The sequence below is a fragment of the Streptomyces sp. MB09-01 genome (genome assembly GCF_033794505.1).
Classification (GTDB): Bacteria; Actinomycetota; Actinomycetes; order Streptomycetales; family Streptomycetaceae; genus Streptomyces.
In genome coordinates, this window is sequence record NZ_JARAYQ010000213.1 from 1 (window position 1) to 14,366 (window position 14,366).

The 14,366-nt window shown below is 72.5% G+C and carries 12 protein-coding genes and 2 pseudogenes; 9 read left to right on the forward strand and 5 right to left on the reverse strand.

The features are described from left to right. Positions 1-1,162: 1,162 nt before the first annotated feature. From PV721_RS32545 to PV721_RS32580, 8 genes and pseudogenes are all read left to right on the forward strand, one after another. Positions 1,163-1,618 (forward strand): annotated as a pseudogene (locus PV721_RS32545) (DUF3459 domain-containing protein); the annotation flags it as partial. Between the two features lie 26 nt (positions 1,619-1,644). Further along, positions 1,645-2,685 (forward strand): LacI family DNA-binding transcriptional regulator, encoded by a 1,041-nt coding sequence (locus PV721_RS32550; RefSeq protein WP_319730695.1) that lies wholly within the window; start codon positions 1,645-1,647, stop codon positions 2,683-2,685. Positions 2,686-2,759: 74 nt separating this feature from the next. After that, complete coding sequence (locus tag PV721_RS32555; RefSeq protein WP_319730698.1) at positions 2,760-3,650, forward strand: phosphatase PAP2 family protein; 891 nt, start codon at positions 2,760-2,762, stop codon at positions 3,648-3,650. Between the two features lie 605 nt (positions 3,651-4,255). Next, positions 4,256-4,708 carry a hypothetical protein gene (locus tag PV721_RS32560; protein WP_319730699.1) on the forward strand — a complete coding sequence of 151 codons (453 nt, stop codon included), beginning with the start codon at positions 4,256-4,258 and terminating at the stop codon, positions 4,706-4,708. Continuing rightward, positions 4,708-5,010: a transcriptional regulator gene (locus PV721_RS32565; RefSeq protein ID WP_319730700.1), complete on the forward strand. Its 303-nt coding sequence runs from the start codon at positions 4,708-4,710 to the stop codon at positions 5,008-5,010. Before PV721_RS32560 ends, PV721_RS32565 begins: the two co-directional genes overlap by 1 nt. A gap of 65 nt (positions 5,011-5,075) precedes the next feature. Then, positions 5,076-5,381 carry a hypothetical protein gene (locus tag PV721_RS32570; RefSeq protein ID WP_319730702.1) on the forward strand — a complete coding sequence of 102 codons (306 nt, stop codon included), beginning with the start codon at positions 5,076-5,078 and terminating at the stop codon, positions 5,379-5,381. Between the two features lie 460 nt (positions 5,382-5,841). Continuing rightward, entirely contained in the window at positions 5,842-6,045 is a 204-nt protein-coding gene (locus tag PV721_RS32575; RefSeq protein WP_319730704.1) for a hypothetical protein, read from the forward strand. Between the two features lie 473 nt (positions 6,046-6,518). After that, a complete protein-coding gene (locus PV721_RS32580) occupies positions 6,519-7,289 on the forward strand; it encodes a CAP domain-containing protein (RefSeq protein ID WP_319730706.1) in 771 nt (256 codons plus the stop codon). A 79-nt stretch (positions 7,290-7,368) separates the two neighbouring features. Here PV721_RS32580 and PV721_RS32585 read toward each other — a convergent pair whose 3' ends face one another. The 5 genes from PV721_RS32585 to PV721_RS32605 all read right to left on the reverse strand — a co-directional run bounded on the left by PV721_RS32585 (position 7,369) and on the right by PV721_RS32605 (position 13,269). After that, a complete protein-coding gene (locus PV721_RS32585; protein WP_319730709.1) occupies positions 7,369-7,833 on the reverse strand; it encodes a hypothetical protein in 465 nt (154 codons plus the stop codon). 2 nt (positions 7,834-7,835) lie between these two features. Continuing rightward, positions 7,836-8,333 carry a hypothetical protein gene (locus tag PV721_RS32590; RefSeq protein WP_319730711.1) on the reverse strand — a complete coding sequence of 166 codons (498 nt, stop codon included), beginning with the start codon at positions 8,331-8,333 and terminating at the stop codon, positions 7,836-7,838. Positions 8,334-8,362: 29 nt separating this feature from the next. Continuing rightward, positions 8,363-9,658 carry a hypothetical protein gene (locus tag PV721_RS32595; RefSeq protein ID WP_319730713.1) on the reverse strand — a complete coding sequence of 432 codons (1,296 nt, stop codon included), beginning with the start codon at positions 9,656-9,658 and terminating at the stop codon, positions 8,363-8,365. A 30-nt stretch (positions 9,659-9,688) separates the two neighbouring features. After that, a complete protein-coding gene (locus PV721_RS32600; RefSeq protein WP_319730715.1) occupies positions 9,689-10,153 on the reverse strand; it encodes a hypothetical protein in 465 nt (154 codons plus the stop codon). A gap of 128 nt (positions 10,154-10,281) precedes the next feature. Further along, positions 10,282-13,269 (reverse strand): bifunctional [glutamine synthetase] adenylyltransferase/[glutamine synthetase]-adenylyl-L-tyrosine phosphorylase, encoded by a 2,988-nt coding sequence (locus PV721_RS32605; RefSeq protein ID WP_319730717.1) that lies wholly within the window; start codon positions 13,267-13,269, stop codon positions 10,282-10,284. A gap of 169 nt (positions 13,270-13,438) precedes the next feature. On the opposite strand from PV721_RS32605, the pseudogene PV721_RS32610 reads away from it, so the two are divergent. Beyond that, a pseudogene (locus tag PV721_RS32610) lies at positions 13,439-14,366 on the forward strand (hypothetical protein); the annotation flags it as partial.

Here is a 14,366-nt window from a genome sequence, read left to right on the forward strand (position 1 = left end):
GTGCTGTTTTGTAGGATGTTGTCTTTCTTTTTTGTTAGTGGAACGCTGACCACCGTGATTCACACCTATTATGTCTGCGGCAGCGTCAGAGGTGTAGAAGAGACAGGGCCCGACCGGGTCCGTACCCGTACCCCTGCCGCAGGCACAGTCCCCCGCCGGGCCGGCCGACAGCCCAGGAGCCGCACCCGCAACCCCCACCGGAACCGGCGTCCAGACCGGGCCGCAGGCCGGACCGGGCCCCCGCCCCGCCACTGCCGCGCAAGCGGCCTCGGGCCGCCACGCGCCCGTATCTGTACCCGTGCCGCAGGCACAGCCCGCTGGCGGACCCACTGCCGACCCGCGTGCGGTACCCGAAGCCGATGCCGGGACCGGCGTCCAGGCCGGACCGGGCGCCGGCCCCACCACGGTGGCTGCCGCACAAGCGGCCACGAGCCGGACCGGGTCCGTATCCGTACCCCTGCCGCAGGCACAGTCCCCGGCCGGGCCGGGCGCGGACCGAGGGGCGGCACCCGAGACCCCCGGCGGGCGCCAGGCCGGAACAGGCACCGGGCCGGAGGCCGGAGCAGGAATCGGCCCTCTGGCCCGAGCCCAGGCCGGGCTGCAGGTCAGGCCGAGGGCCGCCCGGCCGCAGGCCGGAGTGGGGTCCCGGCCGGAGGCCGGCGGGCAGACCGGGCCGCAGGCCCAAACGCAGGCCGGCACGGGTGCCGAGCCGCAGGCCGGGGCCGGGGCCAAGCCGCAGGCCAGCGCGGGTATCGGGCCGCAGGCCAGCGCCGGGGCCGAGCCCCGCACCGGGCCGGAGGCCGACCGGCAGACCGGGCTGGACACCCAAACGCAGGCCGGGGCCGGAGCCGGGGCCGATTCCCACACCGGGGCGAAGGCCGACGGGCAGACCGGTCCGCAGGCCGACCGGCAGACCGGGCTGGATGCCCAAACGCAGGCCGGGGCCGGGCCGCAGGCCAGCGCGGGTATTGGGCCGCAGGCCGAGGCGGGGGCCGAGCCCCGCACCGGGCCGGAGGCCGACCGGCAGAGCGGGCCGGAGGCCCTGACGCAAGCCGGGTCCGGGGCCAAGCCGCAGGCCGGCGCGGGTATCGGGCCGCAGGCCAGCGCCGGGGCCGATCCCCGCACCGGGCCGGAGGCCGAGCGGCGGACCGGGCCGGAGGCCGACGGGCAGGAAGGGTTGCGTGACGGGTGTCGGGTGCCCATGCCCTGGTGCGGGTCGGAGCCGCCGTACGGCTTCGGGCCGAGCGGGAGCTGGCTCCCGCAGCCGGCCGGCTGGGGCGGTCTCACCGTCGCCGCCCAGACCGGCGACCCCCACTCCACCCTGGAGCTCTACCGCGCCGCCCTGGAACTGCGCCGGGCGATGCCCGGCCTCGGCGCCCCGGAGGCGGGCACCGGCCCCGCCGACGAAGCCCCGTACCGCTCCGGGATGCGCTGGCTGCCCGCGCCCGAGGGGGTGCTCCTCTTCACCCGCCCCGGTTTCGCCTGCACCCTCAACAGCCGCCCCGACCCGGTCGAACTTCCCGCGCCCGGACGTCCCGTACTCTCCAGCTCCCCCGTGGAGACGGACGGCCGCACCGTCCGCCTTCCGCCGGATTCGTGCACGTGGTGGGCAATTTGAGTGTCCGCCCGGTACAGTCCAATCCCGTGACCGCACGGCTAGCCGACATCGCAGCCCAGGCGGGGGTCAGCGAAGCCACAGTCAGCCGCGTGCTCAACGGCAAGCCCGGTGTGGCCGCCGGCACCCGTGAATCCGTACTGGCCGCGCTCGACGTGCTCGGCTACGAACGGCCCGTACGCCTGCGCCAGCGCAGCGCGGGGCTCGTCGGTCTGATAACCCCCGAGCTGGACAACCCGATCTTCCCGGCGCTCGCCCAGGTCATCGGCCAGGCCCTGACCCGGCAGGGGTACACGCCGGTGCTGGCCACGCAGACGCCCGGGGGGTCCACCGAGGACGAGCTGACCGAGATGCTGGTCGACCGCGGAGTCTCCGGGATCATCTTCGTCTCCGGCCTGCACGCCGACACCACGGCCGACATGGGCCGCTACGACCAACTGCGCGGGCAGGGCGTCCCGTACGTCCTCATCAACGGGTTCTCCGACAAGGTGCAGGCCCCCTTCGTCTCCCCCGACGACCGGGCCGCGATGCAGCTGGCCGTCACCCACCTCACCGCGCTCGGGCACACCCGGATCGGCCTCGCGGTCGGTCCGAAGCGCTTCGTGCCGGTCCTCCGCAAGATCGAGGGCTTCCGGCTCGGGATGAAGGAGCGGCTCGGACTCGGCGAGGCCGAGGTCGAGGAGCTGATCCAGCATTCCCTCTACTCGCTGGAGGGCGGCCAGGCCGCCGCGGCCGCGCTGATCTCGCGCGGCTGCACGGCGGTGGTGTGCGCGAGCGACATGATGGCGCTCGGCGCGATCCGGGCCGCCCGCCAGCAGGGGCTGAGGGTGCCGCAGGACGTGTCGGTGGTCGGCTTCGACGACTCCCCCCTCATAGCGTTCACGGACCCGCCGCTGACCACCATCCGCCAGCCCGTGCAGGCGATGGGGCAGGCGGCGGTGCGGACCCTGCTGGAGGAGATCGGCGGTACGCCGGCCCCGCACAGCGAGTTCGTGTTCCTGCCGGAACTGGTGGTGCGCGGCTCGACGGCCTCCGGCCCGGGGCAGCGGCGCGCGGCGTCTCGTACCTGAGACGGACCGGCTGCGCCGAAGACCGTCCCGAGGGATGATCGGAGGCGAGAACGCATCTGGCAGACTCTCTCCCCATGGGTGAATCGAGCGTGAAGACACTGGAAACCCGGACGGATGTCTCCTCACCCACCGTGGTCGAGACGGAGACCCGCCCGGGTTCCGACAGCGCCCTCCTCACCCGGCTGCGGGCCCCGCGCAGGCCGCGGATCTGGTTCGAGGTCCTGCTCATCGCGGTGAGCTACTGGACGTACTCGCTGATCCGGAACGCGGTGCCCGAACAGAAGACGATCGCCCTGGCGAACGCCGACTGGATCTGGGGGGTGGAGCGGAACCTCGGCATCGCCATCGAGGAGTCCGTCAACCACGCCGTCAACTCCGTGACGTGGCTGATCGTGGGCATGAACTACTACTACGCCACGCTCCACTTCGTCGTGACCATCGGCGTGCTGGTCTGGATCTACCGTTTCCATCCGGGGCGGTACGCCGCCACGCGCCTGGTCCTCTTCGCCACCACCGGTGTCGCCCTGGTCGGCTACTACTTCTATCCGCTCGCGCCGCCCCGGCTGATGAACGGGCAGAACTTCGTCGACACTGTGCTGGTCCACCACACCTGGGGCTCGATGGCCTCGGGGAACCTCAAGCAGATGTCGAACCAGTACGCTGCGATGCCGTCCATGCACATAGGGTGGTCGCTCTGGTGCGGGCTGACGATCTTCGCGGTCGCCTCGGCCCCGTGGGCCCGCATCCTGGGCCTGCTCTACCCGACGGCGACCCTCGTCGTCATCGTGGCCACCGCCAACCACTTCTGGCTCGACGCCGTGGGCGGCATGATCTGCCTGGCGTTCGGCTACACGGTCTCGCGGTCCTGGTACGGCTCGATGCCGCACCGTCTGCCGCGCCACCCGCAGCACGCCGGCCCCCACCCTGCTGCGGAGCTGCTGAACCGCTTCCGGACCCGCGCCTGACGCCCGTCACTACGGGCCGGCCCTACGGTCGATCCGGGCCGGGGCCTCGATGAGGGTGCGCGCAGGATCCACCGGCTCTCGCAGGGACGGCTGAGGCGTACCTCGGCCTCCAGCAGCCCGCGGAGCAGCGGCGTCGCTGCTGCCGCCGGGGCGCCGATCCCAGAAGCGACCCCACGAGCGGTGGGACCCGCCCACCCGGTCCGCACCGAAGCCGCCCCGCCAGCCGAAGCCGCCCCTCCAGCCAGACCCGGACCCGAGCCGGGACAACGAACCGGTCGCCTCCGTGGCCGATTTGCAGGCGCGGGAGGTGCCGGACCGCCTGCGGCTGCACGATCCGCGGCTGGTGCCGTCCGAGCGCGACACGGTACGACCGGCGCCCGCCGCCGGCCGGCCTCGAGCGCCGTCACGGCGCCCCTGACCCGCTCACTTCCGACGGCGGCGATCCACTCTCCCGCCAAGCTGTCCGCCCACCGCCTGCGGCTGCCCCACTCCGACCGACGGCCACGCCGGCGCCTTCCACTGCGACCTTCTTTCCCGTTCGGAAAGAAGATGGTACTTTCCCCATGAGAAAGTACTCGGAAGATCGATGATCAGGGACGCCATCCATGACCGCTTACGACGCCCAGACCGCCCTCGACGCGATACACCACCGTCGGGAGCAGACGTTGGCGGCGTACATGCGCCACGCCCACTCCCGTCCCTACCTGATCGTTTCGGTGCTGGGCCTGTTCGCCGTGTGCTCGTCCTTCGACCTGCCGAGCCCTTGGAACACCGCCGCGGTCCTGGCGGGGAACGGCCTGACCCTGGGCGGGTTGTTCGTGCACCAGCGCAGGGCCCCCGTCCGCCGGAAGACCGTCAGCTCGGAGGGGCTGTTCTACTCGGCCGTGGGGGTCCTCCTCCTCGCGCTCTTCTGGACGGTGGCGATCGCCGCCCACTTCCTCGGCCTGCCGGCACGGCACACGCTCGCCGCAGCTGTCACCGCCCTGGCGGCCCTGGTCGCCTCGTACGCGATGCGCCCGGTCGTCGAGAGCATCGTCCGCAGGAACGGCCACGGCTGATGGACCCCGACTTCGACGAGTTCCTGCACGTTCCGGCGCGACTCTCGGTCGTCGCGCTCCTGGCTCCGGCCGACTGGGTGGAGTTCGGCTACGTCCGGGACGCGGTCGGCACCAGCGACTCCGCCCTGTCCAAGCAGGTCGCCGCGCTGGCGGACGCCGGGTATGTCGAGGTCCGGAAGACACGGAGCCCCACGGGACGGCACACCCACCTCCGCCTCACCCCGCACGGGCGTCAGGCATTCCAGCGGCATGCCTCGGCGCTGGAGAGGATCGTGGCGGCGGCGCGCAAGCCTCTGGAATAGCAGCCGCGGCCTCCGTCGCCCTCGCTAGGGTTGCCGCCTGCCGGTCGGCGAGCCGGAGGGTGCGGATGACCGTCCGGGGACAGGTCGACATGGCCCGCGCCCAGGTGTTCGGCGAGGTGGCCGAGCTCTACGATGCCGCTCGCCCGGGATACTCGGACGCTCTGGTCGCGGAGGTGCTGGGCTACGCGGCCCTCGGCCACCGTGCCGCGGCGGAGATCGGCGCGGGGACCGGCAAGGCCACGGTGCAGTTCGCCGCGGCGGGCACGCCGCTGGTGTGCATCGAGCCCGACCCTCGCATGTCGGAGGTGCTGCGCCGCAACACCGCGCACCATCCGGGGGTGCGGGTTCTTGTCGGCGCCTTCGAGGACTGACAGCCGGGCGGCCGCCGCTTCGGGCTGGTCCTGGCCGCCACGTCCTGGCACTGGACGGATCCGGAGCGGCGCTGGGACCTGGTGCACGCCACCCTCGCGCCCGGCGGCGCGGTGGCGCTGTTCTGGAACCCGCAGGGGGTTCACGACGCGGAGTTGCATGCCCCCTGGCCGAGGTGGACGGCCGGCACGGGATGACGGGTGCACCGCACAGCGCGTTGGAAGGCTTGTCGCCCAGGAAGGGACCGGCATGCGAACGCCCGTGTGCTGCAGCTGTCCGACCAGCTGGTCGTCAAGTGGACCTCGCCGCAGGGCGTCGAGCTGATGGCCGCGGGGGCCGTCCTGGTCGACGGGCTCCTCGCATACGGGCCGCCCCCGTCGTCCTCAAGGAGCCGGCGAGTACGGTCACCTCGCGCTGCCCCGCCACCGGCGAGCCGATCATGCTCGCCTCACCCCGGACGGGGTGCACGACCTGAGTCCTTCCACTACGGCCGTCACCCTCGCTCCCGCCACCGGGGCGGATATTCGCGAAGTCTTCTGCAACCGCGTGAACTTCTATGCCACTGCGCAACTCGCCGAGGCGGCCGCGGAACGCGACAGCGATCTGGCCGTCTGCTCCATGGACGAGGGCTGGGCCGTCGGCAAGCGCCTGGCCGATCTTTTCTGACCCCGGGGAGCAATTCTTCCGAATGGGGTCGCGGGAAATGGGCACGCTCTCGGCGTGCACTTCACCGCACCCCCGACGCAGTGATCCGGCGCACGGTTGCGTGACATGCATCACGGTGCGCACCTCGGCGTAGGACACCTTTCCGGGCATGCCACGTCATCGACATTTCGACATTTGTCCGTTTTGCATTCGACATTCCCCTCTCCGACGGGAACGGAATCCGTGCTACCGCCGGACTGGTCGCCGACTTCCCTGGTCACGGGCATTCCTGAAGACACATCACATGGTTGCGCAAGTGACCTGATCGTGACCATGCACGATCATCGGCCCGTTTCAAGCCGGGTGTCGAATGCCCCGCGTGCACGCTAAGCAGAAACTTGCCAGGCCATTGGCGGACTTCTAAGAATGGCGGCTATTCCGGCGTCCCGCAGTTCCGGCGCCGGGAGCTTCGCGATCACCGAATGAGGTCACGCATGCAGAAGCATCGGAAGAAGAAGCCGTACCGGAAAATAGTCATCGGCGTCGGTGCCCTGGCCGTCGTGGGTGTTCCCACGGCCGCCATGGCCTGCTTCGACACGGACGACAGCGGCCGGACCCGTGCCGCGAGCCACCAGGGCCAGCGCCCGTGGCAGTACGCGCCCTCGGCCACGCCGAGCACGCCGGCCCCCGTGGACGTCCCGACGGCGCCGAGCAGCCCCCCGGTCGCCGAGCCGAGCAGCCCCGCCGCGGCGCCCGCGCAGCCGGTCGTACAGACCTCCCCGCCCGCGCAGCCGCAGCGGGCGAAGCCGCCGGTCGCCACCCAGAAGCCGCAGGCGCCCGAGCCCCCGAAGACCTCGGCCCCGTCGGCCCCGTCGACCCCGCCGGCCTCCGGCTCCGTCGCCGCGGTCCTCGCCCTCGTGAACCAGGAGCGCGCCGCCGCCGGATGCCCGGCCGTCGCCCTCAACGCGAAGCTCACGAAGGCCGCGCAGGACCACAGTGCGGACATGGCCTCCCACAGCAACATGTCCCACACCGGCTCCGACGGCTCGGACCCGGGCACGCGCATCACCCGCGCCGGGTACACGTGGAGCACCTACGGCGAGAACGTCGCCTACGGCTACAGCACGCCCGAGAAGGTCATGGAAGGCTGGATGAACAGCCCCGGCCACCGGGCGAACATCCTGAACTGCTCCTTCAAGGAGATCGGCATCGGCCTGGCGCAGCCCGGCAACTACTGGACGCAGGACTTCGGCACGGCGCGCTGACGCCCGCGCCGCCCCGGGAGAGCGGACCGCGGACCCACGACGGGTCCGCGGTCCGCTCTGCCGTGCCGTGCCGTGCCGGTCACAGCTTGAAGAGCACACCTCGCCAGGTCCAGCCCGCTCTGAGGATCGTGTGCTGCAGGGGGTTCTTCATCTCCGCCGTCTCGAAGCGGAACGTCTCGACCTTGTGCCGGCGTCCGTCGGCCCCCCGCTGGAACTCCCACTGCCGGTAGACCGCCTTCCCCTGCCCCCGGCCGTACTGCTCGCCGGAGCGCTCGAGCGACGGCTCCCACCGCTCTTCGAGCGTGCGCACCTCGTGCTTCGAGGGGACCAGGCGCATGCTGGTCTTGAGGGTCAGGCGCATCTCGCTGATGCGGCACTCCGCCACCAGGTCGGCACGTTCCCGCGGAGTGCCCTCGCGCACGACGAACCGCGCGTCCGGGCCGCCCAGCGCGAGCAGCGCGTCCCGGAGCCTCTGTGCATCCAGCGGCGTGACCCCGTGCGGGGGATACCTGGTGCCCGTGCGCTTGTCCCAGAAACGGCCCACCGTCAGCTCCCCGCCCCGGTGTCCGGGCGCACCGAGCGCACGAAGGCCTGGAAGTCTCCCAGGACGCTGTCGTGCTGGGCCGCGGTGGCGGTCAGCGCCAGCCGGATCATCGCGCGCTTGTGCGGGTCCTCCGTGTCCACGAGGGACAGGTACGCCTGGGACTGGACGAGCTCGTGGCGGATGCCGTCGGCCTCGGCCGAGAAGCTCAGCCGCTGGGCCAGGGCAGGTGCGTCGGCGGAACCGGCCTCACGGCGGTGGACCACCACCACCGACTCGGCGAACTCGCGCAGGCGCTCCACCGACGCGTCGGCGATCTCGGCCAGCGTCACCCCGTCCTTCGGGAACCCGCCGTCGACGGTGATGTTGGCGGCGAACCCGGCGTCCGGCTGCGGATGCACCGCGGCGAAGGCCACCCCTGGGGCGTCGAACCCCTCCGGACGGGCGGGGAGCCAGCCCTCGGGCAGATGGAACTCGATCGGCACCGGCAGTGCGGTCGGCATCTCGGAGCCTCCTTTCACGGAAACGTACATCAGTCGAGCAGCCAGTCCTTGAAGTCGCCGGCGGCGTCACCGACGGCGTCGGCCGTATCGCCCACCGCGTCTGCCACGTCCCCGGCGGTCTTGACCACCTTCTCCGGATCGACGGTGATCTCCAGTCCGATGGCTCCGCCGAGGATGGGCGAGGCGCCGCCCTTGCCGCCGATCTTCCACACGCCGGTCTCCTCGTCCTTCTTGTAGCCCCACCAGGCCTCGGCCCCGGGACCCGCCCAGCCTTCGGCCGTCAGGCCGACGCCGATCCCGCCGGACTCCACACCTCCGGTGATGCTGCCCTTGGCGCCGGCGAACGCCTTTGCGCCGACGGTCAGTTCCTCCCTGGTCGCTTTGGCGCTGAGCCCGCCTTCCACACCGGCGAAACCCTCGGCCCGCCCGTAGACGCTCTGCGCCCCGTGTTCCACCCGGCCCTCGGCCAGACCCCGCACTCCCGCGGACGCTTCGGCCTTGGCGACGAAGCCCTTGTCGGTGATGCCCACGTTCGCGGTGCCCCGGAACCCCCCGTAGAGGTCGGCGATCCCGGAAAGCTTCGTCTGCCCGAAGTTCTCCTCTCCCTTCGCGGTGACGTGGAAGAGGTCGGCGTAGGCCTTGACCGAGGCCTCCTTGCCGTACTGGCCGGGACCGGTGGTGCTCACGCCGTAGCTGTCGGGCTTCGTCTCGACCTCGGACTCGTCGGGCTTCTTGAACTTCGCCAGGTCGCCCTCGGCGTAGTTGTTGAAACCGGTGATGGTTTCGTCGGCGCCCTTGCCGAAGGCGTCCCTGTTGCTGTCGACAACGGCCGCCGTGAGGGCGTCCTTGACGTGCTGATCGGCTTCGGAAGCGGCCTTCACCCGGTCGTCGATGTGCTTCTGCCACGTGCCGACCGCGATGCGGATGGTCTCCTGGCCGTCGGGGTCGTGGTGGTAGGCACTGCGCTCGGCGGGCGTGAGCTTGGAGTAGTCGAAGGCGACGTGCCCCTGCTCCGAGACGGTCATGCCGGCGGCGATCGCGTCGTCGCGGGCGCTCTCGAGCTTCTTCCTGAGGTCGGTGAACTGCTCGTGGGCGCCCCGCAGCAGGCTCGCGATCGCCTTGGCCTGGCTCTGCGCGGCGGAGTACTCGTAGCGGGTCGCCGTGAACTTCACCCGCGCGGCTTCCACGCTGAGGCCGGACCAGGTGTCCCCCATGGTGATCTTCTGGACGGTGTCGCCGTAGCGGGTCTCGACCTTCTTCAGCTCGCCCGCCATCGCGTCCCACTTGGCGGCTGCCGTCGTCAGCAGACCCAGATCCGTGGTCATGACTTCGTAGTAGGTCAGCATCGCAGCCCCCTACACCCCGTGCAGTTGCGACTGCGACAGGAACTGGTTGCCGAGGCCGGTGTCATTGCGGGTGATGTAGCCCGAGGCGCCGCGCAGCCCGGTCTTCTCCCCGGCCAGACGGCCCATCAGGGTCGTCACCTGCTGGTCCCACGTGTCCGCCACCTTCTTCAGGGCGGCGGCCGTGTCCCAGCCCTCGAAGCCCTTTTGTGCGGCCTTGGTGGCGTCGTCCGCGTGCTCGGCGGCGCTCTTGGTGCCGGGCTCCAGCTCGGTCTCGATCGTGCCCGCCGCCGCCGTCTTCTCCGCGGGTGTCGAAGCGAAGGTCCGGGACCCGCCCGGCGCGAACGGCCCTGCCGGCGGCGGGGTGACGCCCGGAGCGTAGGGCACCACCGGTGGCGCGGTGACGCCCGGAGCGAACGGTCCCGCCGGCGGCCCGCTGTTTAACCGCATGCCCACCTGGCCGAGATCATCTGACATGGTCACGCCTCCCCGTAGTTGAGGGTGATCATATGCAAATCGCGAAGGCATCGGCCAGAGCCTGCAGGCCTGTTGGGCGGACCGGCCCCGGCCCCGGGAGGCGCATCCGGCCGTGCGCCCGGGAGCGGCTACGCGCCGTAGAACAGCTCGTCGACCACCGCCCGGGCACGGCGGGTGATGCGCCGGTAGTCGTCCAGCATCTCCCCGACCGTGCCTTCGGCGTATCCGAGGTAGCGGCCGACCGCCGCGAGTTCACGGGCCTCCGACGGGAAGGTGTCCCCGGCTCGGCCCCGGACCAGCATCACGGCGTTGCGGACCCGGGTGGCCAGGACCCAGGCCTCGTCCAGGATCTGCGCCTCGTCGGTCGGGATCAGTCCGGCCGCGTGGGCGGCCGCGAGTGCCTCGCGGGTACGGGTGGTCCGCAGGCCCGGTTCGGCCCAGGCGTGCTGCATCTGGATCAGCTGCACGGTCCACTCGACGTCGCTGAGGCCGCCGCGGCCGAGTTTGGTGTGCAGGGTCGGGTCGGCGCCGCGCGGAAGCCGCTCCGACTCCATGCGGGCCTTGAGCCGGCGGATCTCGCGCACGGCGTCATCGCCGAGGCCTTCCATCGGATAGCGCAGCGGGTCGACGAGCTCGATGAAGCGGCTGCCGAGGTCGGCGTCGCCCGCGACGGGTTCGGCGCGCAGCAGGGCCTGGCTCTCCCAGGTCAGGGACCAGCGCCGGTAGTAGGCGGCGTAGGAGGAGAGCGTGCGCACGAGCGGGCCGGAGCGGCCTTCGGGACGCAGGTCGGCGTCGATGAGCAGCGGCGGATCGGCGGTGGGCAGCTGGAGCAGCCTCCGCATCTCGGCGATGACGGTCTGGGCGGCCTTGGCGGCCTCCTGTTCGTCGACGCCCTCGCGGGGTTCGTGGACGAAGAGGACGTCGGCGTCGGAGCCGTAGCCGAGCTCGTGCCCGCCGAACCGGCCGACGCCGATCACCGCGAAGCGGGTGGGCAGGGTGTCGCCGTAGTGGCTGTGGACGGCGGCGCGCAGGGCTCCGGCGACGGTGGCGGCGGTGAGGTCGGAGACGGCGCCGCCGACCCGGTCGACGAGGGCGCCGTGGTCCTCCTCGGCCGGGTTCTCCTCCGTACCGTAGGAGCCGATGATGTCGGCCGCCGCCGTACGGAAGAGCTCGCGGCGGCGCACGCCGCGGGCGGCGGCGACTGCGGCCTCGGCGGTTTCGGCGCGGCCGACGGCGGCCATGACCTCCTGTTCGAGGGCCTCGTGGGTACGGGGCTGCAGGCCTCCGGGGTCGCCCAGCAGGGCCACGGCCTCGGGCGCGCGCATCAGCAGGTCGGGGGCGAGCCGGCCGGCGGACAGGACGCGGGCGAGGTTCTCGGCGGCGGCGCCCTCGTCGCGGAGCAGCCGCAGGTACCAGGGGGTCTTGCCGAGGGCGTCGGAGACCTTGCGGAAGCCCAGCAGGCCGGCGTCCGGATCGGCGGAGTCGGCGAACCAGCCGAGCAGCACCGGCAGCAGGGTGCGCTGGATGGCGGCCTTGCGGGTGACGCCGGAGGCGAGCGCCTCGAGGTGGCGCAGGGCGGCGGCCGGGTCGGCGTACCCGAGGGCTTCGAGCCGCTGGCCGGCGGCGCGCGGGGAGAGCCGGGTCTCGCCGGGGGTGAGCTGGGCGACGGCGTCGAGCAACGGCCGGTAGAAGAGCTTCTCGTGCAGGCGGCGGACCACGGAAGCGTGCCGGCGCCAGGCCTTGTTGAGTTCGGCGACGGGCTCGGTGCGCAGTCCCATGGACCGGCCCAGGCGCCGCAGGTCGCTCTCGTCCTCGGGGACGAGGTGGGTGCGGCGCAGCCGGTAGAGCTGGATGCGGTGCTCCATGGCGCGCAGGAAGCGGTACGCGTCGTGCAGCTGGGCGGCGTCGGCGCGGCCGACGTAGCCGCCGGCGGCGAGGGCGTGGAGGGCGTCGAGGGTGGTGCCGGAGTGCAGGGTGGCATCGCTGCGGCCGTGCACGAGCTGGAGCAGTTGGACGGCGAACTCGACGTCGCGCAGGCCGCCGGGGCCGAGTTTGAGCTCGCGGTCGACCTGGGCGGCGGGGATGTTGTCGACGACGCGGCGGCGCATCTTCTGGACGTCGGGCACGAAGTTCTCGCGCTCGGCGGCCTGCCAGACCAGGGGCGTTATGGCGTCGATGTACTGCCCGCCGAGGTCGGGGTCGCCGGCCACGGCGCGGGCCTTGAGGAGGGCCTGGAACTCCCAGGTCTTGGCCCAGCGCTGGTAGTAGGCGATGTGCGAGGCGAGGGTGCGGACGAGGGGCCCGTTGCGGCCCTCGGGGCGGAGGTTGGCGTCCACGGGCCAGATGGTGCCCTCGACGGTGGTCTCGGAGCAGATCCGCATGAGGTGGGAGGCGAGGCGGGTGGCGGCCTGGATGCCCTTGCCCTCGTCCGTGCCGTTGACCGCCTCCCCGACGAAGATCACGTCGACGTCGGAGACGTAGTTGAGCTCGTTGCCGCCGCACTTGCCCATCGCGATGACGGCGAGGCGGCACTGCGCCGCGTCCTCGGGGGCGGCGGCGGAGGCGATGCGCAGGGCCGCGCGGAGGGTGGCGGTGGCGAGGTCGGCGAGCTCGGCGGCGGTCTCGGCGACGTCGATGGTGCCGCAGACGTCGCGGGCGGCGATGGAGAGCAGGCAGCGGCGGTAGGCGACGCGCAGGGCGACGGGGTCGTGCGCGTCCGCGAGCCCGCGCTCGAACTCGGGGAGTCCGGGGTGCAGGTCGGCGGCCTCGTACGTGACGAGGGTCAGCCAGTCGCGGGGATGGCGGGCGAGGTGGTCGGCGAGGGCCTCGGAGGCGCCGAGCACTCCGAGGAGGCGGTCGCGCAGCGGTTTGGCACTGACGAGGGTGTCGAGGAAGCCGGGCAGCTCGCCGGACGGCTGCGCCTCGGCGAGGCGGACGAGCCCGAGGAGGGCGAGGTCGGGGTCGGCGGTCGCCCCGAGGGCGTCGAGCAGCACCGGATCGGCGCGCACGGCCGCCAGCGCTTCGGCGTCGAGCAGCCGCGCCGCGGCGGAGGGGTCGGTGAAACCGCTGCGCAGCAGCCGGATGAAGGTGCTGCTCCTGCGTCCCGGGACTGTCATCCCGCCGCCTCCTGCGGTTGTCGCTGCCACTGCCCTGGCGTGCCTGTGGTGAGCGTAGCCGGAGCAGGCGTTCGACTCACCGGCAGTACCATGACGGGGATTGTCGGATTATCGGAATACTTAGTGCGTGATGGGGCCCGCTCCCCGCCGACCGGCCACGAGGAGCCCCATGTCCGACGGACACCCCCGCCCCGGCTGGAACGGCCGGCCGGAGGCCTGGCCGTCGCCCGGCGGGCCCGAGGGGGAGGTCTCCCAGGCCTCCCAGACCTGCCAGGCCGCTCCCCTCCAGCCCCACCCGACTCACCACTCTCACCAACCCCAACACCCCTACGCGTTGCACCAGTCCGAGCCGGGCCACGCACCGCACGAGGCCGAGCGCGCCTACGCGCACGACGAGCCCGGCCAGCCCTACGCACCTCAGCAGCCCCAACAGGCTTACCCGCACCACCAGGCCGACCCGACCCAGCAGGCCTACCCACACGACGGGGCGGGGCCGAGCCAACAGGCCCACCCGGACCACGAGGCGGGGCCGAGCCGGCAGGCCCACCCGGACCACGAGGCGGGGCCGAGCCAGCACGCCGACCGGGCCCACGGGGCGGGGCCGAGCCGGCAGGCCGACCGGGCCCACTGGCCGCACGGGATTGAGCAGGGCTACCCGCCCCCCGGGGCCGAGGCCCACGCGTACCCGCCGCACGGGGACCGGCAGGTCCGCCTGCCCCAGCAGGCCGGGGCGGACCAGGCCTACCGACCCCGGCAGACCCAACAGAGCCCGCAGTCCCAGCCGTACCAGGGGGCGGAGCCGGCCCCCCACGCGTACGTGCCCCACCAGGCGGGAGCCGGCCAGGCCTACCCGCCTCAGCAGGCTCCGCAGGCCCAACACCCCCATGCGAACCATCGGCCCCACCAGGCCGATCCGTCGCAGTCGGCCCAAGCCGGGGAAACCTGGGCCCTTGGTCCCCAGCCGACCCAGCCGACCCACCAGGCCGACCTGCGCCACGAGGCAGAGCCGGCCCCGCACCCCTACCGGGCCCACCGGCCTCACGAGGCCGAGCAGGCCGACCCGCCGTACGGAGCCCAACAGGCCCCGCAGGCCCACC

What these genes read in the sequence shown, in the direction of transcription:
- PV721_RS32570 (WP_319730702.1), top strand. Translation starts at nt 5,076, where the DNA reads ATGACCGTCCGGGGACAGGTCGACATGGCCCGCGCCCAGGTGTTCGGC.
- PV721_RS32560 (WP_319730699.1), top strand. Translation starts at nt 4,256, where the DNA reads ATGACCGCTTACGACGCCCAGACCGCCCTCGACGCGATACACCACCGT.
- PV721_RS32580 (WP_319730706.1), top strand. Translation starts at nt 6,519, where the DNA reads ATGCAGAAGCATCGGAAGAAGAAGCCGTACCGGAAAATAGTCATCGGC.
- PV721_RS32605 (WP_319730717.1), bottom strand. Translation starts at nt 13,269, where the DNA reads ATGACAGTCCCGGGACGCAGGAGCAGCACCTTCATCCGGCTGCTGCGC.
- PV721_RS32600 (WP_319730715.1), bottom strand. Translation starts at nt 10,153, where the DNA reads ATGTCAGATGATCTCGGCCAGGTGGGCATGCGGTTAAACAGCGGGCCG.
- PV721_RS32595 (WP_319730713.1), bottom strand. Translation starts at nt 9,658, where the DNA reads ATGACCACGGATCTGGGTCTGCTGACGACGGCAGCCGCCAAGTGGGAC.
- PV721_RS32565 (WP_319730700.1), top strand. Translation starts at nt 4,708, where the DNA reads ATGGACCCCGACTTCGACGAGTTCCTGCACGTTCCGGCGCGACTCTCG.
- PV721_RS32555 (WP_319730698.1), top strand. Translation starts at nt 2,760, where the DNA reads ATGGGTGAATCGAGCGTGAAGACACTGGAAACCCGGACGGATGTCTCC.
- PV721_RS32590 (WP_319730711.1), bottom strand. Translation starts at nt 8,333, where the DNA reads ATGCCGACCGCACTGCCGGTGCCGATCGAGTTCCATCTGCCCGAGGGC.